Origin of the sequence: Klebsiella sp. CN_Kp113 (assembly GCF_040064585.1) — a bacterium.
Lineage (GTDB): Bacteria > Pseudomonadota > Gammaproteobacteria > Enterobacterales > Enterobacteriaceae > Klebsiella > Klebsiella michiganensis.
Genome location: NZ_JBEAID010000008.1, coordinates 40736 through 62774 on the forward strand (window position 1 = coordinate 40736; position 22039 = coordinate 62774).

Annotated in this window: 18 protein-coding genes and 1 riboswitch; of the genes, 5 read left to right on the top strand and 13 right to left on the bottom strand. The window is 54.6% G+C overall.

Annotation, left to right across the window (positions count from 1 at the left end):
• Window positions 1-25 precede the first annotated feature (25 nt).
• Entirely contained in the window at window positions 26-793 is a 768-nt protein-coding gene (locus ABLV30_RS02460; RefSeq protein ID WP_014227902.1) for a DedA family protein, read from the top strand.
• Here the strand turns inward: ABLV30_RS02460 and thiQ are convergent.
• The 4 genes from thiQ to sgrR all read right to left on the bottom strand — a co-directional run bounded on the left by thiQ (window position 780) and on the right by sgrR (window position 5921).
• On the bottom strand, window positions 780-1481 hold the full coding sequence (gene thiQ / locus ABLV30_RS02465) for a thiamine ABC transporter ATP-binding protein ThiQ (RefSeq protein WP_014227903.1): 702 nt from the start codon (window positions 1479-1481) through the stop codon (window positions 780-782). The two genes, ABLV30_RS02460 and thiQ, sit on opposite strands and share 14 nt — an antisense overlap.
• Complete coding sequence (gene thiP, locus ABLV30_RS02470) at window positions 1465-3075, bottom strand: thiamine/thiamine pyrophosphate ABC transporter permease ThiP (protein WP_265801378.1); 1611 nt, start codon at window positions 3073-3075, stop codon at window positions 1465-1467. Before thiP ends, thiQ begins: the two co-directional genes overlap by 17 nt.
• Entirely contained in the window at window positions 3051-4034 is a 984-nt protein-coding gene (thiB, locus tag ABLV30_RS02475; RefSeq protein ID WP_348865516.1) for a thiamine ABC transporter substrate binding subunit, read from the bottom strand. Before thiB ends, thiP begins: the two co-directional genes overlap by 25 nt.
• Before the next feature lie 31 nt (window positions 4035-4065).
• A riboswitch (TPP riboswitch) is annotated at window positions 4066-4228 on the bottom strand.
• Window positions 4229-4265: 37 nt separating this feature from the next.
• The gene (sgrR, locus tag ABLV30_RS02480) at window positions 4266-5921 is read right to left on the bottom strand and encodes an HTH-type transcriptional regulator SgrR (RefSeq protein ID WP_265801382.1); all 1656 of its coding nucleotides are present in this window, start codon (window positions 5919-5921) and stop codon (window positions 4266-4268) included.
• An 87-nt stretch (window positions 5922-6008) separates the two neighbouring features.
• Between sgrR and sgrT the strand changes: the two genes are divergently transcribed.
• On the top strand, window positions 6009-6161 hold the full coding sequence (sgrT, locus tag ABLV30_RS02485; RefSeq protein ID WP_265801384.1) for a glucose uptake inhibitor SgrT: 153 nt from the start codon (window positions 6009-6011) through the stop codon (window positions 6159-6161).
• A 228-nt stretch (window positions 6162-6389) separates the two neighbouring features.
• Window positions 6390-7574: a sugar efflux transporter gene (locus ABLV30_RS02490; RefSeq protein WP_009654594.1), complete on the top strand. Its 1185-nt coding sequence runs from the start codon at window positions 6390-6392 to the stop codon at window positions 7572-7574.
• Window positions 7575-7621: 47 nt separating this feature from the next.
• On the opposite strand, the gene ABLV30_RS02495 is transcribed toward ABLV30_RS02490, so the two are convergent.
• Window positions 7622-8932, bottom strand: coding sequence for an MFS transporter (locus ABLV30_RS02495; RefSeq protein WP_025106482.1), 1311 nt, complete (start codon window positions 8930-8932; stop codon window positions 7622-7624).
• Window positions 8933-9162: 230 nt separating this feature from the next.
• Here ABLV30_RS02495 and ABLV30_RS02500 point away from each other — a divergent pair, with 230 nt between their 5' ends.
• Window positions 9163-10059: a LysR family transcriptional regulator gene (locus ABLV30_RS02500; protein ID WP_014227908.1), complete on the top strand. Its 897-nt coding sequence runs from the start codon at window positions 9163-9165 to the stop codon at window positions 10057-10059.
• Window positions 10060-10097: 38 nt separating this feature from the next.
• On the opposite strand, the gene aroD is transcribed toward ABLV30_RS02500, so the two are convergent.
• The 8 genes from aroD to leuA form a co-directional block, all read right to left on the bottom strand.
• Window positions 10098-10853, bottom strand: a complete 756-nt coding sequence (gene aroD / locus ABLV30_RS02505) for a type I 3-dehydroquinate dehydratase (protein WP_014837399.1) — start codon at window positions 10851-10853, stop codon at window positions 10098-10100.
• A gap of 33 nt (window positions 10854-10886) precedes the next feature.
• Window positions 10887-12101 carry an MFS transporter gene (locus tag ABLV30_RS02510; RefSeq protein WP_265801388.1) on the bottom strand — a complete coding sequence of 405 codons (1215 nt, stop codon included), beginning with the start codon at window positions 12099-12101 and terminating at the stop codon, window positions 10887-10889.
• 11 nt (window positions 12102-12112) lie between these two features.
• Window positions 12113-12976, bottom strand: a complete 864-nt coding sequence (locus ABLV30_RS02515; protein ID WP_004108154.1) for a shikimate dehydrogenase — start codon at window positions 12974-12976, stop codon at window positions 12113-12115.
• A gap of 10 nt (window positions 12977-12986) precedes the next feature.
• Window positions 12987-15020: an FAD-dependent oxidoreductase gene (locus ABLV30_RS02520; protein WP_064377744.1), complete on the bottom strand. Its 2034-nt coding sequence runs from the start codon at window positions 15018-15020 to the stop codon at window positions 12987-12989.
• Window positions 15021-15422: 402 nt separating this feature from the next.
• Window positions 15423-16028 carry a 3-isopropylmalate dehydratase small subunit gene (gene leuD, locus ABLV30_RS02525; RefSeq protein ID WP_032694425.1) on the bottom strand — a complete coding sequence of 202 codons (606 nt, stop codon included), beginning with the start codon at window positions 16026-16028 and terminating at the stop codon, window positions 15423-15425.
• A 10-nt stretch (window positions 16029-16038) separates the two neighbouring features.
• Window positions 16039-17439 (bottom strand): 3-isopropylmalate dehydratase large subunit, encoded by a 1401-nt coding sequence (leuC, locus tag ABLV30_RS02530; RefSeq protein WP_046877804.1) that lies wholly within the window; start codon window positions 17437-17439, stop codon window positions 16039-16041.
• A 2-nt stretch (window positions 17440-17441) separates the two neighbouring features.
• Window positions 17442-18533, bottom strand: coding sequence for a 3-isopropylmalate dehydrogenase (leuB, locus tag ABLV30_RS02535; RefSeq protein WP_004098566.1), 1092 nt, complete (start codon window positions 18531-18533; stop codon window positions 17442-17444).
• Window positions 18533-20104, bottom strand: a complete 1572-nt coding sequence (leuA, locus tag ABLV30_RS02540; RefSeq protein ID WP_004098567.1) for a 2-isopropylmalate synthase — start codon at window positions 20102-20104, stop codon at window positions 18533-18535. The genes leuB and leuA overlap by 1 nt, the downstream gene beginning before the upstream one ends.
• A 785-nt stretch (window positions 20105-20889) precedes the next feature.
• On the opposite strand from leuA, the gene leuO reads away from it, so the two are divergent.
• A complete protein-coding gene (gene leuO, locus ABLV30_RS02545) occupies window positions 20890-21858 on the top strand; it encodes a transcriptional regulator LeuO (RefSeq protein WP_086073947.1) in 969 nt (322 codons plus the stop codon).
• Window positions 21859-22039: the final 181 nt, after the last annotated feature.

Genomic DNA, 22039 nt, shown 5'->3' on the forward strand with positions numbered 1-22039 from the left:
GCTTCGTTTTTAAACCGGGTACATTATGCAAGCATTGCTGGAACACTTTATTACTCAATCCACGGTCTATTCTCTGATAGCCGTTCTGCTGGTCGCCTTCCTCGAGTCGCTGGCGCTGGTGGGGCTTATCTTACCGGGAACGGTGATGATGGCCGGATTGGGGGCGCTGATCGGCAGCGGCGAGGTTAACTTCTGGCAGGCGTGGCTGGCGGGGATTATCGGCTGTTTGCTCGGCGACTGGATTTCATTCTGGCTTGGCTGGCGGTTTAAAAAGCCGCTGCATCGCTGGTCTTTTTTGAAGAAAAACAAAGCGCTGCTGGATAAAACCGAACATGCGCTGCATCAGCACAGCATGTTTACGATTCTGATTGGCCGCTTCGTCGGGCCGACGCGCCCGCTGGTGCCGATGGTCGCCGGGATGCTCGATCTGCCGGTCGCGAAGTTCATCCCGCCGAATATCATCGGCTGCCTGCTGTGGCCGCCGCTCTACTTCTTACCGGGAATCCTTGCCGGGGCGGCCATTGATATCCCGGCCGATGAGAATAGCGCCAGCTTTAAGTGGCTGCTGCTGGGGGCGGCGCTGCTGGCGTGGCTGGCGGCGTGGCTATGCTGGCGGCTGTGGCGCAGCGCCAAAAGCGCTGGCGATCGTCTCACCCGTTTTCTGCCGCGTTCGCGCCTGCTGTGGCTCGCTCCGCTCATGGTGTGCGCCGCCGGCGCGGCGCTGGTGTTTGCCTTCCGTCATCCGCTGATGCCGGTCTATCTCGACATTCTGCATAAGGTTATTTTGCGCTAATTCCCAGCAGCGCCGAGGCGCTGCTGTTGCCGCTGAGCAGCGCGGCGGTCGCGCCATCCCAGGCAATGCGTCCCTCAGCCACGACCACCGACCGCGGCGCGATGCGCGCCGCATCTTCCACGCTGTGCGAGACCATCAGCAGCGTCAGCTGCCGCTGCTGGCAGACGTCGGCAACCAGCGTCAGCATCTCCAGCCTCAGCGCGGGATCGAGCGCCGAGAAGGGCTCATCCAGCAGCAGTACCGGCTGCTGGCGCACCAGACAGCGCGCCAGCGCCGCACGCTGGCGCTGGCCGCCGGAAAGCTCGCCCGGCAGCCGCTCTAACATCGCGTCAATCCCCATCTGTCCGGCAATCGCCTGCAGATGGGCGGATTGATCCGCGTTCAGCTTGAGCCCCGGGTGCATTCCCAGCGCAATGTTCTGGCGGATGGTGAGATGGTTGAACAGATTATTTTCCTGAAACAGCATCGATACCGGACGACGCGCGGGCGGCGTGTGGGTATGGGGCTGGCCGTCGAGCGCGATACTGCCGCTGGCGGGCGTTAAAAAACCGGCAATCAGGTTCAGCAGCGTGCTTTTTCCGGCCCCGCTCGGGCCAAGAACCGCGATGCGCTCACCGCGTTCGACGGAAAGCGTAAAACGCATCGGCAGATGCTGGTAAAGCCAGGTCACATCATTCAGTTTTAGCATCGCGTCCCGGAAGTTTTTCAATCACGCTAAAGAGTAAAAAGCACAGCAGCAGAAGCAGAAGGGCGGTCACGGCGCCGTCCTGGCTACGGTAAGAACCAATTTGCTGATACAGATAAAACGGCAGCGTACGGAAATCTTCGTTGCCGAACAGCGCCACGACGCCGAAATCGCCAATCGACAGCACGCAGGCGAAGGCCAGCGCCTGGGCCAGCGGCCGCTTTAAAGCGCGAAGCTCGACCACCCGAAGGCGGGTGAAGCCGCGCATCCCCAGCGACTGGCAGAGGGTGCCGTAGCAGGCGGCGATATCGCGCATCGGGTTTTCCAGTACCTTGAGCGCATAGGGGATTGCCATCAGCGCATTGGTGAAAATCACGATACCGTCGGCGGACTCGGGCAGGCCCACGCTGTTATTGAGCAACAGGAAGAAACCGGTGGCCAGCACGATGCCCGGCATGGCGAGGATCAGCATCCCGCTCAGCTCAAGCGCCTGACCGGCCAGAGGGTGACGGCGGGCGCGAAGCTCGCGGCTGCTCCAGAGCAGCATCATGGTCAGGATGACGCTTAAGAGCCCGGCGGCAAGCGCGATACGCAGCGACGTCCACAGCGCCTGCCATAGCGCCGGCTGATGCAGCACGCTCAGCAGATTGCTGTTCAGCCCGTCGCCTATCACCGCCAGCAGCGGCGGCAGCAGCAGTAAAAGCGCCGCGCCAATCAGCGCCGCGTCGCATAACCGGCTGTACAGCCGGTCGTCGGGATCGCGCCAGCCGCGAATATGGCTGGCCCCGATGGCGAGGGCTTTACTCAGGCGCTGGCTAAGCAGCACCAGCCCGAGGCAGCAGACCATCTGGATAAGCGCCAGCATTGCCGCGCGCGCCGGGTCGTAGTCGAAATTAAGGGCCTGGTAAATCGCCAGTTCAATGGTGGTCGCCCGCGGGCCGCCGCCCAGCGACAGCACGGTCGCAAAGCTGGCGAAACAGAGCATAAAGATCAGCGCCGCGACCGGTGGAATTTGCCGGCGCAGCCACGGCCACTCGACCAGCCGGAAGAAGACGTAGCCGCGCATGCCGAGCTGGGCGGCGATTTGCCGCTGTTCGCCGGGGATATTTTCCAGCGTCTGCAGCAGCAGGCGCGTGGCCATCGGCATATTAAAGAATACGTGCGCCAGCAGGATCCCCTGTAGCCCGTAGGGCGAGAATTCCCACTGCCAGCCAAAAACGTGGCATAGCTGGGCCAGCCAGCCCTGACGACCGTAGACGCTAAGAATGCCGAAGACCGCCACCAGTACCGGCAGAATTAAGGTCATCGCGCAAAGGCGCAGCAGCAGCGTGCGCCCGGGGAAGCGCCGCCGGTACAGGGCGCGGGCGAGGAATATCGCCGGTAGCACCGAAAAAAGTGCGGAAAGGAAGGCCTGCCAGAAGGAGAAACGCACCACGTGCCAGAGATAGCTGTCGCGGATAAGCGCGTTCCAGGAGGTCTCCGGGGCGCTGAACCATAGCGCCAGAAAGGCGGCCAGCGCCACGACGACCAGAACGATGGCCGCCGTGAGTCCCGGCAGGAGCCAGCCGAAAGCTAGCGGCTGACGGCGCGTTGCCATGCGCTAATCCAGTTCTGACGTTCGGCGGCCACCTGTTGCGGTGTGAATTCGAGGGTCGTTTGCGGTTTCATCAGCGCGTCAAAGCCTGCCGGAAGCGCAACCGTCGTCACCGGATACATCCAGTTGCCGGTGGGGATCGCGTTCTGGAAGCCCGGCGATACCATAAATTTAAGGAACTTTTCCGCCAGCTCCGGCTGTTTGCTGGCCGCGGTGCGGGCGGCTACCTCAACCTGCAGGTAGTGGCCTTCAGCGAAGTTTGCCGCGGTGTAGTTATCTTTTTTCTCTTCGATAATGTGGTAAGCCGGGGAGGTGGTGTAGCTCAGCACCAGATCGCTTTCGCCTTTCAGGAACAGGCCGTAGGCTTCGCTCCAGCCCTTGGTAACGGTAACGGTTTTCGCCGCCAGCTTCTGCCAGACTTCCGGCGCTTTATCGCCGTAGACTTTTTGCATCCACAGCAGCAGGCCCAGGCCCGGCGTACTGGTGCGCGGATCTTCATAAATCACCCGCCATTTTTGCTCGCCCTCAACCAGCTCTTTCAGGCTTTTCGGCGGATTTTTCAGCTTGTTTTTATCGTAAACAAAGGCGAAGTAGCCGTAATCGAACGGCACGAAGGTGTCGTTGTCCCAGCCGCCGGGCACGCTGACCGCGCTGGCCGGGACGCCGCTTTTGGCGAACAGCTTGCTTTGCGAAGCGGCTTCCAGCAGGTTGTTATCCAGCCCCAGCACCACGTCGGCTTTGCTGTTTTTGCCTTCCATTCGCAGGCGGTTGAGCAGCGAGACGCCATCTTCCAGCGCCACGAACTTCAGCTCGCAGTCGCAGTCGGCTTCAAAGGCTTTTTTAACCGCCGGGCCCGGGCCCCAGTCGGCGGAGAACGAGTCGTAGGTATAAACGGTGAGCAGCGGTTTGGCAAAAACGGGCGCGGCGACCAGCGCCAGCAGGGGGAGTAATTTTTTCAACACTTTGCACCTCAGAAAAAGGGGTGGCAAAGGATTTTGAGAGGGCCTCAAATCCCTTCGCCGGCGTTATCCGGATCAGGTTCGACGGGTATTTTCTCAGCCCATACGCTTTGTCTTCGGGTTGCTTCTGCGCTAACCGCGCGTTGAGGCAACTTGAATGAGATTGCGTATGTTTATTAGCACCCCGTTGAGAACGGCAGTTAGTGTAATGATTTTGTTTGCCAACGGAAAGCATTACGGCTCCGGCGGTGCGAACCACGCGGACTTAAAGTCAAACCAGCCGAGCGTGTTCATGCGTACGCCGCGCATGCTGCGCTGCCCCTGGATCATCAGCCAGTGGTGGATCAGCGGCACCACGGTTTGATTGGCCAACAGCTGCTGACTCCAGGTGGCCGGGTTCAGCTCGCCCGCGCGCCAGCGAGCGGCGTCCTGTTCCCAGTCGATGGGGATACATTTGCGAATCAGCGGAACTTCATACAGCCAGGCAAACAGGGAGAAATCGATCGGCAGCATAAAGTTGGCGCTGTTGAGCCAAACGTCGCTGACCACCTCCCCGCGGTGCCACTCCTGATACTCCAGCTCCTGGATCTCCAGCTTAACCTGATGCTCGGCCAGCAGCGTTGCCATGATCCCGCCCATCACGCGATGCTCGACGTGATCCTGGTAGTAGGTCAGCCTGACCGTCTCAAGGCCGGCAGGCTTCTCGCAGGCGTGGCTGCGCGCATGATGCCAGCGGGGCAGCAGGCCATACGCCGGGAACCAGTTGCCTTGATAGTGCTCGCCCGCGTGATAGAGCAGGTTAGCGGGCTGGAACACATAGCTTAGCCACTGGCGTACCGCGCTGTTACCGCCCAGCGGGCTGCGGGCGTCGAACAGCAGGTAATAACACCCCTCTTCCAGGCGGCTTTCCACCGCTTTTTCGCTTTGCGTGGTGCCCTGTAACGTCAACCCGCCGTTGGGTTCTTCGCTGATTTCCGGCAGGACCCAGACGTTCACTTCATCGATCAGCGCCCGGTAGCCGAAATAGTCATCGAAGGCGTGAATTTTGAGCTGATTCTGGTTATTACGCACAACCGAGTAGGGCCCGGTCCCCACGGGGATACTGGAGAAATTCTCCATCGTTCGCCACTCATGCGGGAGGATCATGGCCGGGACCTGGCTTAACAACCACGGCAGCCAGCGGTCGGGCTGGCGGAGATGAATGTCGAGGGTCCATGCGGTGGGAGAGTCGATGCGCTCAATATGAGAGAACAGCGGCAGGGCGTTGCTGCGCTGCAGAGAGGTAATGACATCTTCCATCTCCAGCTCTCGTCCATGATGAAAATGAATCCCCGGACGCAGAAAAAAGCGCCAGTGGGTGGGGGCGATCTGCTGCCAATGGTGAGCAATATCGGCCTCCAGTTCCCCATTTTCCTCATTTACCCGCGTCAGGGCGCTAAAAATCTGCCGGGCAATATGCGTTTCCGAGCGGCGCAGCGCGCTGCCGGGCAGCAGATTTTTCATCGGCCGATAGTAGAGCACGCGCAGGATATGCCGGCCCTGACGAAAGCTGCGGCCTAAATGGGAAACCAGCATTTGCCGGACGGCGGCTTTATCGCCAACCAGCTGCACCAGCTGATCGATTCTGTCCTGATCCAGCAGATCTTCCGCCCTCTGCTGCTGCAGGGCGAGACCGGTATAGAGAAAAGAGAGGCGGGAGCGCTTGCCGCGCCCGGCCTCCGCCTCCCAGGTCAGCCAGCCGCGCGCTTCCATCATGTTGAGCAGGGTACGCATATGGCGGCGCGAGCAGCTTAGCATCTCTGCCAGCGCATTCAGCGTGGTCTCCTGCGACTTGCCATCGCAGCACTGCCACAGGCGGATGAACTGCTGTTGTAAACGACCGGAAGACATAAAAGGGGAACTCCTGATAAAAACTCAGCAATTTATTACTTCCTATATTAAGTCAATAATCAACGTCGATGAAGCGAGGAGGTGAATATGATGGGGTCAACCATGAAACAGTTCTACCAACGCTACTTTTCTGCGTCGCAGGATGCGTCCTGGCTGGCCCGCCTGATGGCAGGAAGACAGCAGAAAATGCTCGGCGAACTGATGCAGTGGGGAGTTACGTCGCAGACCTCGGATCATTGACTTGCAGACATCATGTGTGACTGAGTATTGGTGTTATACTCGTCGTCTTTCAAGCTGCAGGTGCGTTGGCTGCGCCCGCTCGCCCAGGCCACATAGTTATCTATGTTTCCAGGGACTTACGTTCTGGCCGCCTGCCCGCAACTCGAAATCCATAGAGTATAGAATCACCCGCCAGCAGAATACTTCTGCTGGCTTTTTTCGTTTTCTTCGCGTGCTTAAGGATATTTCATGCTGTGGTTAATGACGATGGGGCGTCGTCTAAACGGCGTTTACGCCGCTTTTATGCTTGTCGCTTTCATGATGGGGATCGCCGGCGCGCTGCAGGCGCCGACGCTCAGCTTATTCCTCAGCCGCGAAGTGGGCGCGCAGCCGTTCTGGGTAGGACTGTTCTATACGGTTAACGCCATTGCCGGCATTCTGGTCAGCCTGGCGCTGGCTAAACGCTCCGACAGCCGGGGCGATCGCCGGCGGCTGATTATGTTTTGCTGCCTGATGGCGGTGGGAAACGCGCTGCTGTTCGCTTTTAATCGCCACTATCTGACGCTGATTACCTGCGGGGTTATGCTGGCCTCGGTGGCGAATGCCGCGATGCCGCAGCTTTTTGCCCTGGCGCGGGAATATGCCGATAGCTCGGCGCGCGAAGTGGTGATGTTCAGTTCGATAATGCGTGCGCAGCTTTCGCTGGCGTGGGTTATTGGTCCACCGCTGGCTTTTATGCTGGCGCTGAATTATGGCTTCACCACCATGTTTTCGATTGCCGCCGGGATCTTTGTGATAAGCCTGGCGCTGATCGCCGTCAAACTGCCCTCGGTCGCCCGCGTTGAGCAGCCTTCTGAAGGCGCTGACGTGCTGGTGCAGGCCGGAGGATGGCACGATAAAAACGTGCGGATGCTGTTCATCGCCTCCACGCTGATGTGGACCTGCAATACCATGTATATCATTGATATGCCTCTGTGGATCAGCAGCGATCTTGGCCTGCCGGACAGCCTCGCGGGGATTTTGATGGGCACCGCTGCCGGGCTGGAGATCCCGGCGATGATCCTGGCGGGCTACTACGTTAAGCGCTGGGGCAAACGCAAGATGATGGTAACAGCGGTTGCGGCGGGCGTGCTGTTTTATATCGGTCTGATTCTGTTCCACGACCGCGTGGCGCTGCTGGTGCTACAGCTGTTTAATGCCGTATTTATCGGGATTGTTGCCGGGATTGGCATGCTGTGGTTTCAGGATCTGATGCCCGGACGGGCGGGCGCCGCGACGACGCTGTTTACCAACAGTATTTCCACCGGGGTGATTCTGGCGGGGGTGATTCAGGGCGCGCTGTCGCAAAGCTATGGTCACGCCAGCGTCTACTGGACGATTGCCGCAATTTCGCTGGTGACGCTGTTTATGACCAGCAGGGTGAAAGATATCTGAATCGCTCCCCCTGTCCCGGCAGGATGCCGGGACAGGGGCTGGACAGGTTATTTCAACACGATCCTTTTAATATCGCCGATAATAAAAACATACGCGATAACGCCAACCAGCGCGGTTAAACCGATATAAATCAGCGCGTAGAAAAAATTACCGGTCATGGATATGATAACCCCAATAATTAATGGGGTAATAATTGATGCCATATTAGCACAGAAGTTGAAGATGCCGCCGGTCAATCCACCCATATTCTTAGGGGCAATGTCAGAAATAAGCGTCCAGCCGAGGCCAACCATACCCTGACCAAAAAATGCAATCGACATAATAATAATGACTGCGGTGTTGCTATCGACCCAGTTAGCAATGATGATGCAGCTCGACAGTAGCAGTCCGGAAATAATTGGCAGCTTTCTGCTAATATTTACTGAGTTGGTTTTCTTTATTATTTTATCGGATACCCAACCGCCGAAAAAGATACCAATAGCCGCGGCCAGGAACGGCCAGGAGGCGAAGAAACCCACGTGAAGCCAGGGGAGGTGGCGTTCGTTAGCCAGATAAGTCGGGAACCATGTCAGGAAGAAAACCAGCGTGGTGTTACCGGCAAATTGACCAAGGCTGGCGCCGATGATTTGCCGGCAGCACAGCAGACGTTTCGCATCATGCCAGTTGAAAGGGATGTTTTCATTGACGGATGTCGTATTTTCTACGCCGATATACTCCAGCTCTTCTTTATTTGCCGTTTTTGATTCATGTGGCTCGTGATAAAATTTCCACCATACAAAAGTAAATGCAATACCCAATCCACCGGTCAGGAAAAATAGCGTTCTCCAGCCATGATGCTCCAGAATTAAAAAAAGGAGCGGAGAGAATGCGGCCAGGCCAATATATTCACCGACGGTGTAAGTCGCCGTTGCCCGGGCGCGTTCATGCTGCGGAAACCATTTACTGACGACACGGCTATTAACCGGGAAACAGGGGGCTTCGCTGATGCCTAAGCCTAAACGCAGCAGCAGCAGCGATTTTAGGCCGACAGAAAAGCTTTGCAGTAAGGTAAAGGTTGACCAGAAAAAAATAGAAAGCGCGTAGGTCAGCTTATTGCCGAAGCGATCGAGAAACATCCCGCCGGGAATTTGCGCCAGAGCGTAGGTCCAGGCGAAAGCGGAAAAAACGATCCCCATCATGGCCGGGTCAATATCTATTTCGCTCGTTAACTTGGGCGCAACAACACCTAAAATAGTCCGATCGAGATAATTTATCATCGTCCCTATCGATAGTAACATTAAAATTACAATTCGCGTTTTAGTTCGCTTTTGCGTGGCCGACGGCAAAATCGGCCGTTCCTGAGCATCGATCGTCCTCATAGTGATTTCCTTTAAAGTTTAAAATATTTTTGCATGAATTTATGCAGGCAAAAATATTCTATTTGACGTTGACGCTATCGATGATAAGTCACGCTTTGTTACGGCTTCTGTGACATGGCATAACAATATTTGATATGACCCCGATATTTCTCCTTTTCGGCTCATCATCGATAGTCTGTATGGTATATTAGGGGCATGAGTTTTATTCTTATATTATACGAGCAAAAATAATGAACCTAAAGCAACTTTATTATTTTAAGCGGCTGGCAGAAACCGAGCACTACACTGAAGCCGCCTCCAGTCTTTTTATCACTCAACCCTCGCTAAGCCACGCCATATCTGAACTGGAGAAAGAGCTTGGCGTGGCGCTATTTGCCAGGAAAGGGCGTAATGTCAAAATTACGCAGAATGGTAAGCGCTTTCTGCCCTACGTCGAAGATGCCCTGGCCTCATTAGAGAATGGCCGCATGACGTTGCAAAAAAATAGCGACGAGAACAAGGAGAATATTCGCATTGCGTTTATTTACACCATGGGCGAATATGTTGTTCCGCAGTTAATTAATAAATATTCCCTTTCACCATCTCGTCACAATGTGACATTTTCTTTTACTCAGGGAACGTCGTTAACGCTTCTGCAGGAACTGAAGGCCGGGAAAAGCGATCTGGCGATTTGTTCCTATATTGCGGATGAGCCTGATATCGACTTTATTCCTATTATTCAGCAGGAGCTGGTCGTGGTAACGGCAAAAGATCACCCTCTGGCCAGGCTCTATGAAAATGAAGTCGACCTGGTGGAGACTATCCACTATCCCTATATCTATTTTTCAGAAAATAGCGGGTTACGCCCCTTTATTGATAACGTGTTTATGCAGCAAAAGCTGGTGCCGGATATTGCCTGCTACGTTGATGAGGATACGGCGATGGCGGGGCTGGTCAGTATTGATTACGGTATTGCGATTATGCCGCGAATTTCCGCGCTCTCGTATTACAACGTGCATATCCTGACGATTAAAAATGCGATTCCTCCACGTTATATCTATCTGGCAACGATGAAAGAGCGGGTACTTTCTCCGGCGATTCAGTCATTTAAAGATGTCATTATTAATGACAGCCAAAAAATCCGCTAGCAACATCGCCCGGAGGGTGACCCCCGGGCGAAGTTTTATCAGGAAAGAATATCCATCAGTTCACGCAGTTGGGTAATGGCGATTTGCCCTGGCGCAGAAGCCTGGCCGACGGTACCGAAGGTCATTGCTGAACCGAACAAACGGCCGGTTACCCGGCTCACGCCGCCGGATTTACCCATCGACATGGTGATTAACGGCCGAGTCGCGTACTTCTCTTTCATCGTCAGGGTTGCCGAGAGCAGGGTCAGGACATCCTGCGGCGACTGCGGCATAACCGCGATCTTCGGCAGGTCAGCGCCAAGATCCTGCATGCGGCGCAGGCGGTAGATGATATCTTCCTGAGCCGGCGTTTTATGGAAATCGTGATTGCTCATGATAACTTTGACGCCCGCAGCGTGGGCATCGCTCACCAGCGAGCGAATTTGCGCTTCGTCGTTGAACAGCTCGATATCAATCACGTCGGTCAGACCGCTAACGGCCGCCTGGCGATTCAGCTCAAAATAGGCTTCGTCGCTGATTTCCGTTTCGCCACCCTCTTTTTTACTGCGGAAGGTGAACAGCAGCGGGATCTCTTTCAGCAGCTGGCGAATCTCGCCCAGCGCCAGTAGTACCTGCTCCGTTTCTCTGACCTGGGTGAAGTGATCGACGCGCCACTCGATAATATCGGCTCCGGCGGTAGCCAGCGCGCGCGCGTTAGTCTGCAGCTCGGCGAGCGTTTTGCCGATCAGCGGTACGCAGATTAAGGTTTCCCCTTCCTGGAAGGTGATGTTTTTTACTGTTACTGCTTGAGTCATGTTGGTATCCATTATTCTTTTTGTCATTGACCATCAGGCGGTTGCTGCAACCCGGGATGTTTTTGCAGCGGCGCGAACCTGAAGCTGACGATAACCGATGTACAGGGCGATCACAAAGCCGACGATCGCGATCAGAAGATCGAACCACATAATGCTGGCGATACCCATCTTCGACAGTTTTGCCGTGATCAGCGGGATCGTAAAGCTGGCCAGACTTCCTGCGGTATAAAAGATCCCGGTGGCTTTGCCTTTTCCGTTCGGGAAGCTCATGGCCATAATGGTCGCGCCTATCTGCAGCACGCCGCCGGCGGCGGCAAAGCCGATGATAAAGGCGAAGCCGGTCACTATCATTGGCGTAGGGAACAGGCAAACGATCAGCAGTGACATCATCGACAGGAAAGTGTAAACGATCATGGCGACGGCCGAGCTAAATACCTCTTTGACAAAGGCCGCGGTAACGAACACGCACGTCAGGGAACCGGCAGTATAGACGCTCAGGAGTTTAATGGCCGACTCGTGCGGGATGCCGGCAACGAACTCGCCGTACTGCGCTAACCACTGGCTGACCAGATAAAAAGTCGCCATACCGATATAGCCGTACAGGGTAAAGATGGCCATATCCAGCTTGCCGGCGTTCGCCTGCGGGGCTGCGGCGGCGGCCGACGATTTTTCTGCGGTTTCCTTTTTCGCCCGATGGTCCGGGAAAGGCATTTTTATCAGGTAGATAGCGCTAATAATCATCAATACAGCGGCGATGATAAACGACCATCCGTACCACATATTCGCCCAAATCAGCGCACCGATAATGAACGGCAGCAGGAACTGCCCGGCAGAGACAAAGGCTTTGATCAGCACATTTGCCCGGCTGGCGGAGTTAGGGAAAGACTCCATCAACGCCGGATAGGTTCCGGAATCGAGGAAGCTGTTTGCCAGACCGGCCATAATGCCGAAGAAGTAGGCCATATAAATGTTTTTCGTCAGTAAAATACCGAGGAAAAACACCAGATAGCTGGCGATGCCGAGATAGATAAAAGGTTTACGGCCAAAACGGTCGGACAGGAATCCTGTGACGATCGTGGCGAGCTTACCGATCCCGAGCGACGAAATGACGATGGAGACGCCGGCAGCGTCGGTTCCCCACTGTTCCTGCAGATTCGCCATATTGAGGGTGATTAACAAAACCCCCATGCCGTGGATCAGGTAGTTAAGATAGAGCCCAGCCGCCGTTGGGACATATGGATTTTTCATCGCGCCCATCCTTAGAACAGGATATTTTTGACGTGTTCAACCGGCATTTCTTTGCCCGTCCAGATTTCAAAAGCGCGCGCGCCTTGCCAGAGCATCATCCCCAGACCGTTGATGGTGCGGCAGCCTTTTTTCTCGGCCACTTCCAGCAGATAAGTTTTGCGCGGGTTATAGACCACGTCAGACACGATCAGATCCGGGCGCAGGAAGCTGTCATCAGGCAGCAGCATCTGGCCTTCAAACGGTTTCATACCCACGCCGGTGGCGTTGGTCAGAATGACGCTGCTGTCGATTTCCGCGCGCAGTTTGTCATGATCGTCCAGATCGAACAGGTGGATCTCGCAGTTGGTGTTGTTACGGATTTTGGCGACGGTCTGTTCTGCATTGGCGAAGAACTTATCTTTGCGGTTGAAGATGGAGATCGCTTTGACGCCATCGAGCGCGGCCTGAACGCAGAGCGCGGTTGCCGCGCCGCCAGCGCCCAGAACGGTCATTTTTTTGCCGATGATATCAATGCCCTCTTCTTTGAGCGCGCGCATATAGCCGGTGCCATCGGTAATGTGGCCGGTCAGTACGCCATTGTCGTTCACCACGGTATTCACCGCGCCAACCAGTTCTGCCGCCGGCGAGAGCTTGTCCAGATACTGGCAAATCTCCGTTTTGTTCGGCATGGAGACGTTACAGCCGCGCAGTTTTAACGCGCGAAAGCCCTGTACCACGTCTTTCAGCTCTTCGTTACCGACTTCGAAGGCCAGGTAAACGTAGTCCAGCCCCAGATGAGCAAAAGCTTCGTTATGCATGGTTGGCGACATGCTGTGGCGAATCGGAGTCGCAATCAGGCCAATCAGCTCGGTGTGTCCAGTAATACGTTCTGCCATGATAAAATCCTCAATATGTTAGAAATGGAATTTTTGTCGATTCGCGGTTGCCGAGAGCCCCCATATCTTCGAGGGTGTCCAGCACGTTGCGCCCTTCGCGCACGCCATCAATGATTCGCCGGGCCATCAGGCTGTCGCCGATGTTCATTATTTTTACGTTATTGGCTCTGGCCCATTGTTCAATCTCAGTGAGACCGGCGGTGTTGGCGCGCATTCCCAGGCAGACGAAGCCGTAATCGAAAGGAATGTCGAAGGTGCCATCCGCGTTTTTAACGGTGAAATGCGTCGGGGTGACGGCAACCAGCTGCGTGCGCATGTGCTGTTCCACGTGATGTTCATCCAGCATGGTCAACATGGCGTTTTTGGTAATGATGTCCAGATCGCGACCCGGCGCGTCCTGCATCTCGATAAGCACGGCGCTGGCACCGCGCGCGGAGAAGTACTCGATGACGTCCAGACCCACGGCGCCTGCGCCGACGACGGCGATGCGTTTACCTGTAGCATCGGCAAACTGGTCCAGATGATGAATCATGTTGGTAATGGAGAAGACGTTCCCGCCTTCGACATCGATGTTCTCGCGCAGTCCTTCAATGGGCGGCAGCAGGGGCACTGAACCGGTGGCGTTGACGATTAAATCCGGGCGAAGAGCGGAAACGGACGCCACGGTGGCGCGTCTGCCGACCTGCAGCATCAGGTTATCGAGCGAGGCGATACGGTTTTTCATAAACTGCGGAAAATCAGCGATACGCTTTTTCTCCGGCAGCAGGGAGATCTCGCTGGCCAGTCCGCCGATGCTGTGCTTCTCTTCCAGCAGCCAGGTATGGCAGCCGACTTCAGCCGCGGTGCAGGCCGCTTCCATTCCCGCCGTACCCGCGCCGATGACCACGACGTTGGTATCGCGGATCACGCGCTGCTGCTTATACGCGTCGCCGTGGATGATATCCGGGTTGATCGAGCAGCGAAGAGGGCGGGAGCGGGCGATGCGGTGATCCGCGCAGCCAATGTTGCAGGAGATGCATTTCCGCATCAGACGTTCGTTGCCGCTTTGAACTTTTTGCACCCACTCCGGCTCGGCGATCAGGCCGCGGCCAATGGCAATCAGGTCGGCATCGCCGCTGGCGATAATATCTTCGGCGACTTTCGGGGTACGGATGTTGCCGGCAATCACCGTGGGCTTGTGGAATTTGTCGCGTACCGCGCGAGAGAGATAGCGCTTCCAGCCATCTTCCAGAGACATCTGGTCAATCTGGAAATTGAGGTTGTCGTTTTGCGCGGCGGAGACGTTGATAATATCCACTTTTTCCTGACACAGTTCGAGGATCTGCAAGGAGTCTTCGAGCGTATTTCCACCTTTCAGAAAGTCATCGGCGCTAATACGCAGGCTGACCGGAAAACGCGGGCCTACGCAGGCCCGTACCTTATCGACGATTAGGGTTAATATTCTGGCGCGATTCTCTACGCTGCCGCCAAATTCATCGGTGCGCTTATTAAACAGCGGTGATAAAAACTGGCTAATTAAATAAGAGTGGCCGGCGTGAATTTCCACGCAGTCGAATCCAGCGCGGCGAACGCGCTCCGCCGCGTCACCAAATTTATCGACGGCATGATATATCTCATCGTGCGTCATCGGGCGGGGGATATTCCCGTTCTTTTTGGACGGCGTGCTGGAAGAAGACAGCGGCATTTCGCCGTTCAGGCGATACGCATAGGCCGACGCGCCGGCGTGGTTTAATTGAATACTGACGCAGGCGCCGTGTTTATGTAAGGTTTCGGTTAATTTGAACAGGCGCGGAATATATTGATCGTTATCGATACGCAGCTGCGTAGTGCCGTTAGAGGCGAAAGGAAAATCGATGCAAATATTCTCGATAGTGATGAGTCCTGTGCCGCCCCGCGCGCGTAGCTCATAGTAGTCAATCTGCTCCTGCGTGACTTCCCCGTTCAGGCTCGCCAGGTTAGTGCCCATTGGCGGCATGATGATGCGGTTTTTTATTGTCATTCCGTTAATGGTCAACGGGGAAAAAAGATGGGGATAGTGGCTCATATGCTCTCTCCACTGGATGCCTGATGGCCTTTTACGGCGATTCTGGCCTGTCCAAAGTTAATATTTCTCTGTGGGGAAAGATAACGAGGCGTTTAATAGAAAAATAATGCTTTTTTTTGCGCGGAGCTATAGCGTGATTCTATGGGATTAACAATTTATTTACACGTTGGTGTTTTTACCTTAAATATTTCAATCGATTTTTTACTTGTACTTGTGGAATGACACAAAAAGAGTAGGGGAATGATTGAATAGATGCCCAATTGATAATGATTTATTTTTATCGCGGTGAAAATGTCGCCCCGTTATAGCGACGAATATTGATATATGTGCGCCAGGTCTCATTTTTACCGGCGAAAAAAAGCCCGGATCGCGGTCCGGGCTGAGATATACATGGCGGCTGCCTTAATTCATAAAGGCCGGCTGTTTTTTCTCATAGGCTGAGATCGCCTCTTCATGCTGCAAAGTCAGGCCGATGCTGTCCAGACCGTTCAGCATGCAGTGGCGGCGGAAAGCGTCAATTTTAAAGCTGTAAGATTTAGCGCCTGCTTTAACCACTTCGGCTTCCAGATCGACTTCAAACTTAATGCCCGGCTGAGAGTGGACCAGCTTAAACAGCTCATCGACCTGCGCTTCGCTCAGGGTGACCGGCAGCAGCTGATTGTTAAAGCTGTTGCCGTAGAAGATATCGGCGAAGCTCGGCGCGATGACGACTTTAAAACCGTAATCGGTCAGCGCCCACGGCGCGTGCTCGCGCGAAGAGCCGCAGCCGAAGTTTTCCCGCGCCAGCAGGATAGAGGCGCCTTTATATTCCGGGAAGTTCAGCACGAATTCCGGGTTAGGCTGTTCGCCTTTGTCGTCCAAGAAGCGCCAGTCGTTAAACAGATGGGCGCCAAAACCGGTACGCGTGACTTTCTGCAGGAACTGCTTTGGAATGATTGCATCGGTATCGACGTTCGCGGCGTCCAGCGGAACCACCAGGCCGGTATGTTGGGTAAATTTCTCTGCCATGATGGTTTCCTTATTTCAAGCTACGGATATCGGCGAAATGACCGGTAACGGCCGCCGCGGCTGCCATGGCCGGGCTGACCAGGTGAGTGCGTCCGCCGCGGCCCTGACGGCCTTCAAAGTTACGGTTGCTGGTGGAGGCGCAGCGCTCGCCCGGGTTCAGGCGGTCGTTGTTCATCGCCAGGCACATGGAGCAGCCGGGTAAACGCCACTCAAAGCCGGCTTCAATAAAGATTTTATCCAGGCCTTCGGCTTCGGCCTGCGCTTTTACCGGACCAGAGCCTGGCACGACCAGCGCCTGAACGCCCGGCGCGACTTTGCGGCCTTTAGCGATTTCGGCCGCCGCGCGTAAGTCTTCGATACGCGAGTTGGTGCAGGAGCCGATAAAGACTTTATCAATCGCCACGTCGGTTAACGGTACGCCAGATTTCAGGCCCATATAGGCCAGCGCTTTTTCCGCGCTCGCGCGCTCTACCGGGTCGGTGAATGATGCCGGGTCCGGGATGATATCGGTGACGGAGATGACCTGGCCTGGGTTGGTGCCCCAGGTGACCTGCGGGGCAATCTCTTCCGCCTGCAGGGTGACAACGCTGTCAAACGTCGCGCCATCATCGGTGGTCAGGGTTTTCCAGTAAGCGACGGCGTCGGCAAAATCTTCGCCTTTCGGCGCGTGCAGGCGGCCTTTCACGTAATCAAATGTGGTCTGGTCAGGCGCCACCAGGCCTGCTTTTGCGCCCATTTCGATAGCCATATTGCACAGGGTCATGCGGCCTTCCATGCTTAAATCGCGAATGGCTTCGCCGCAAAATTCAACAACGTGCCCGGTACCGCCGGCGCTGCCGGTTTTACCGATGATCGCCAGAACGATGTCTTTGGCGGTGATGCCCGGAGCCGCTTTACCTTTGACTTCGATCTTCATGGTTTTAGCGCGGCCCTGCTTCAGCGTTTGCGTAGCCAGGACGTGCTCGACTTCAGAGGTGCCGATACCGAAGGCCAGCGCGCCGAATGCGCCATGGGTTGCCGTGTGTGAGTCGCCGCAGACGATGGTCATACCCGGCAGGGTGACGCCCTGTTCCGGCCCCATCACGTGGACGATGCCCTGGAAAGGGTGGTTCAGATCGTACAGTTCCACGCCGAACTCTTTGCAGTTTTTAATTAACTCCTGCATCTGGATACGCGCCATTTCGCCGGACGCGTTAATGTCTTTCGTCTGCGTTGAAACGTTGTGATCCATCGTGGCGAAGGTTTTGCCCGGCTGACGTACCGGGCGTTTGTGGGCGCGCAGACCGTCAAACGCCTGCGGCGAGGTCACTTCGTGAACCAGATGACGGTCAATGTACAGCAGCGGGGTTTCGTTTTGCGCTTCATAAACCACGTGAGCATCAAACAACTTTTCGTATAACGTCTTCGCCATGATTACACCCCTTCAGCGACATAGCGGGCAATGATATCGCCCATTTCATCGGTACTGACCGCCGCCGCGCCGCGCGCTAAATCGCCGGTGCGTACGCCTTCTTCTAATGCGCGGTTGATCGCATTTTCAATCGCGGTTGCCGCGTTATCGGCATCCAGGCTATAGCGCAGCAGCAGCGCCAGGGAGAGGATCTGCGCGATGGGGTTAGCGATGTTTTTACCGGCGATATCCGGCGCGGAGCCGCCTGCGGGTTCATATAAACCAAAGCCTTGCTCGTTGAGGCTGGCGGACGGCAGCATGCCCATTGAACCGGTAATCATGGCGCATTCGTCAGACAGGATGTCGCCGAAAAGATTGGAGCACAGCAGGACGTCAAACTGGGACGGATCTTTGATCAGCTGCATGGTGGCGTTGTCGATATACATATGCGACAGCTCAACGTCAGGATACTGCTTACTGACTTCACTAACGATTTCACGCCACAAAATAGAAGACTGCAGCACGTTCGCTTTATCAATCGAGGTCACTTTGTGGCGACGCTTGCGGGCGGACTCGAACGCAATATGGGCGATACGCTCAATCTCAAAGCGATGATACACCTCGGTATCGAACGCTTTCTCATGCTGGCCGCTGCCTTCACGGCCTTTCGGCTGGCCGAAGTAAATGCCGCCGGTCAGTTCGCGGACGCATAAAATGTCGAAGCCGTTAGCGGCGATATCGGCGCGCAGCGGGCAAAACTCTTCCAGGCCCTGGTACAGCTTAGCCGGGCGCAGGTTGCTGAATAATTTGAAATGCTTACGCAGGGGCAGCAGCGCGCCGCGCTCCGGCTGCTCCGCGGGCGGCAGATGCTCCCATTTCGGTCCGCCAACGGAGCCAAACAGGATCGCGTCGGCCTGTTCGCAGCCTTCGACGGTAGTCTGCGGCAGGGGAGTGCCCTGACGATCGATGGCGACACCGCCGACGTCGTGCTGGCTGGTGGTAATGCGCATATCAAAACGGTGGCGAACGGCTTCCAGTACTTTCATCGCCTGGTTCATGACTTCCGGGCCAATACCATCACCTGGTAAAACAGCAATATGGTAATTCTTCGACATTACACGGTTTCCTTATTGTTCTCTTTATTCTGAGCTTTGCGTTGCAATTCTTTTTCGACTTCAGCGGCGCGCCAGATATTGTTCAGGACGTGAACCATGGCTTTCGCGGAAGATTCCACGATATCCGTCGCCAGACCCACGCCGTGGAAGCGGCGGCCGTTGTAGTTCGCCACGATGTCCACCTGGCCCAGCGCATCCTTACCCTGACCCTTGGCGTTGAGATCATATTTGACCAGCTCAATCTCATAGCCGGTGATGCGGTTAATGGCCTGATAAATGGCGTCCACCGGGCCGTTACCGTTGGCGGCCTCAGCTTTTGTTTCATCACCGCATGCCAGCTTCACGGAGGCGGTTGCGATATCGCTGGAGCCGGACTGCACGCTGAAGTAATCCAGGCGGAAATGCTCCGGTTCTTCCTGCTGTTTATTAATGAAGGCTAACGCTTCCAGGTCATAGTCAAATACCTGGCCCTTTTTATCCGCCAGCTTGAGGAACGCGTCATACAGATGGTCCATGTTGTAGTCGGTGTCTTTATAGCCCATCTCTTCCATACGGTGTTTCACCGCCGCGCGGCCGGAGCGTGAGGTCAGGTTCAGCTGCACCTGGTTCAGACCGATAGATTCCGGCGTCATGATTTCGTAGTTTTCGCGATTCTTCAGCACGCCGTCCTGGTGAATACCGGAAGAGTGGGCAAAGGCGCCGGTTCCGACGATAGCTTTGTTGGCAGGAATCGGCATATTACAAATCTGGCTGACGGTCTGGCTGGTACGCCATATTTCCTGGTGATTAATGCGGGTGTGCACATTCATAATGTCTTTGCGCACTTTAATCGCCATGATCACTTCTTCCAGCGAGCAGTTGCCGGCGCGTTCGCCGATACCGTTCATCGCGCCTTCGACCTGGCGAGCGCCGGCGTGGACCGCTGCGAGGGCGTTACCGACCGCGATGCCTAAGTCGTCATGGGTATGGACGGAGATAATGGCCTTGTCGATGTTAGGCACGCGTTCGTACAAACCGGTGATGATGTTGGCGAATTCGAACGGCATGGTGTAGCCGACGGTATCCGGAATATTGATGGTCGTTGCGCCTGCATTAATCGCGGCTTCAACGACGCGAGCCAGATCGGCAATCGGCGTACGGCCAGCGTCTTCACAGGAAAACTCGACATCGTCAGTGTAGTTGCGTGCGCGCTTCACCATATAGATGGCACGTTCAATAACCTCATCCAGGTTACTGCGCAGCTTGGTGGCGATATGCATCGGCGAGGTGGCGATAAAAGTGTGAATACGGAACGCTTCCGCCACTTTTAATGATTCTGCTGCAACATCGATATCTTTTTCTACGCAGCGGGCCAGGGCGCAAACGCGGCTGTTTTTGATCGTGCGCGCGATGGTTTGCACAGATTCAAAGTCGCCTGGAGACGAGACTGGGAAGCCCACTTCCATGACGTCAACGCCCATCCGCTCCAGGGCCATAGCAATCTGCAGTTTCTCTTTCACACTCAGGCTGGCTTGTAACGCTTGTTCACCGTCGCGTAAGGTCGTATCGAAAATAATGACTTGCTGGCTCATGGTTTAGATCCTTGGTCTGTGTCCTGGCGCCTTGCTTACGAGCATAAAAAAACCCGCGCATTGGCGCGGGTTTTATAGTCTTGCTGGAAGATGACTTAACGATGAACGTCGCCCAACAGCCTACCGCGCAAAATGGATGCGTTTAGTAGTAGTAGGCTGAGAAAGCGAATGCTGCGAATCATTGCGTCATGCTCCAGATGAAATCGTTATGCATTTAGAGTTACTGGATATGGGGTTTGATGTCAACCCTTGGGTGAAGAAAAGGTCTTTTTACCCGCGAGAAGAATTAGCTAATTGTGCTGACGATCGCGCTTTTTTGCCGATGATCCTTTTTAGGACATCAGCGCATGTTGAGATATTTTCACTATTTGATAATTTTGATTTTCGCTGAGAGCCGCAAGGATAGCGCGCCTGGCCAGAATCATATCTTAATGAAATAGCTGAATTTATTTGTTTGCTGAATGTGTCCATGTTTGTAAGGGGGAATTATCAATGATAATAAAATGTGAATGTTAAGGGCAGCTTAAACCGATATTGTAATAGTGCTTAAATTATAGTTAACCGCTGCTGTTATTGTTTATTTTTGATATTTATGGGTACACTTGGTTTTATCAAGTAAACAATATGGTTAGGGGGTTGCGAGTACGTTCAACCGCAGAATTTTCGTCGCCACTCATAACCTTAATATATTCCTAAAATTCATCTTTGCCCTTTTGTAAATGTCATATGCATGGTAAATGATATTTTCAGAATTAATTACTGCACTTTGGCAAAGGGAATTTAGCGTGACAGTGGAGTTAAATATGTTAAAAGAAAATACTGAATATAAGCCGGACTCAGAGGTGGAAAACGCAAAACCTCAGCTGAGAATGGTCGACCTGAATCTGTTAACCGTATTTGATGCGGTAATGCAGGAACAAAATATCACCCGTGCGGCACATTCCCTGGGGATGTCGCAGCCGGCGGTCAGCAATGCCGTATCAAGACTGAAAGTGATGTTTAATGATGAGCTGTTTGTTCGTTATGGGCGCGGCATCCAGCCAACGGCGCGTGCTTATCAGCTATTTGGTTCTGTACGACAGGCATTACAATTAGTGCAGAACGAGTTGCCGGGCTCGGGCTTCGAGCCGCTCAGCAGCGAGCGGGTCTTTAATTTATGCGTTTGCAGCCCGCTGGATAATGCATTGACTTCGGTTATTTTCAATAAAGTTGGCGAGATTGCGCCCAACATTCATTTGGTCTTTAAATCGGCATTGAATCAAAACACGGAACATCAATTACGTTATCAGGAAATTGAATTCGTTATTGGTTATGAAGAGTTTCGTCGCCCTGAGTTTGCCTGCGTGCCTTTATTTAAAGATGAAATGGTGCTGGTGGCGAGCCGGAAACATCCGCGTATTTCTGGCCCAATGATGGAAAATGATATTTATCAGGAGGAGCACGCGGTTGTCGCGCTCGATCGCTACGCTTCATTTAGCCAGCCGTGGTATGACACCGCGGATAAACAATCGCGTATTGCTTATCAAGGTAACGCGATGGTCAGCGTATTAAATGTGGTTTCCCAGACCAATATGGTTGCTATCGCACCGCGCTGGTTAGCCAGCGAGTTTGCCGATAAGCTGGATCTGCAAATATTACCGTTGCCGCTGAAAGTGAATAGCCGTACCTGCTATCTTTCATGGCATGAAGCGGCGGGCCGTGATAAAGGGCATCAGTGGATGGAAGAATTGCTGGTCAATATCTGCCAGCGCTAAACGGTCGCGATACAAACGGGGGCTTCGGCTCCTGCTTTGTGTGACAAAAATCACTAAACGTAGAATTTTATTCTGTTTGCGCTTGTCCGCCCCCGGCGCTGCCCGTTAAAAAATGGATGATTTGCTGTAGTTGGTTATTTTCCCCGAGCATTGACTATCATATTTTCTTATCTCCGAAGTT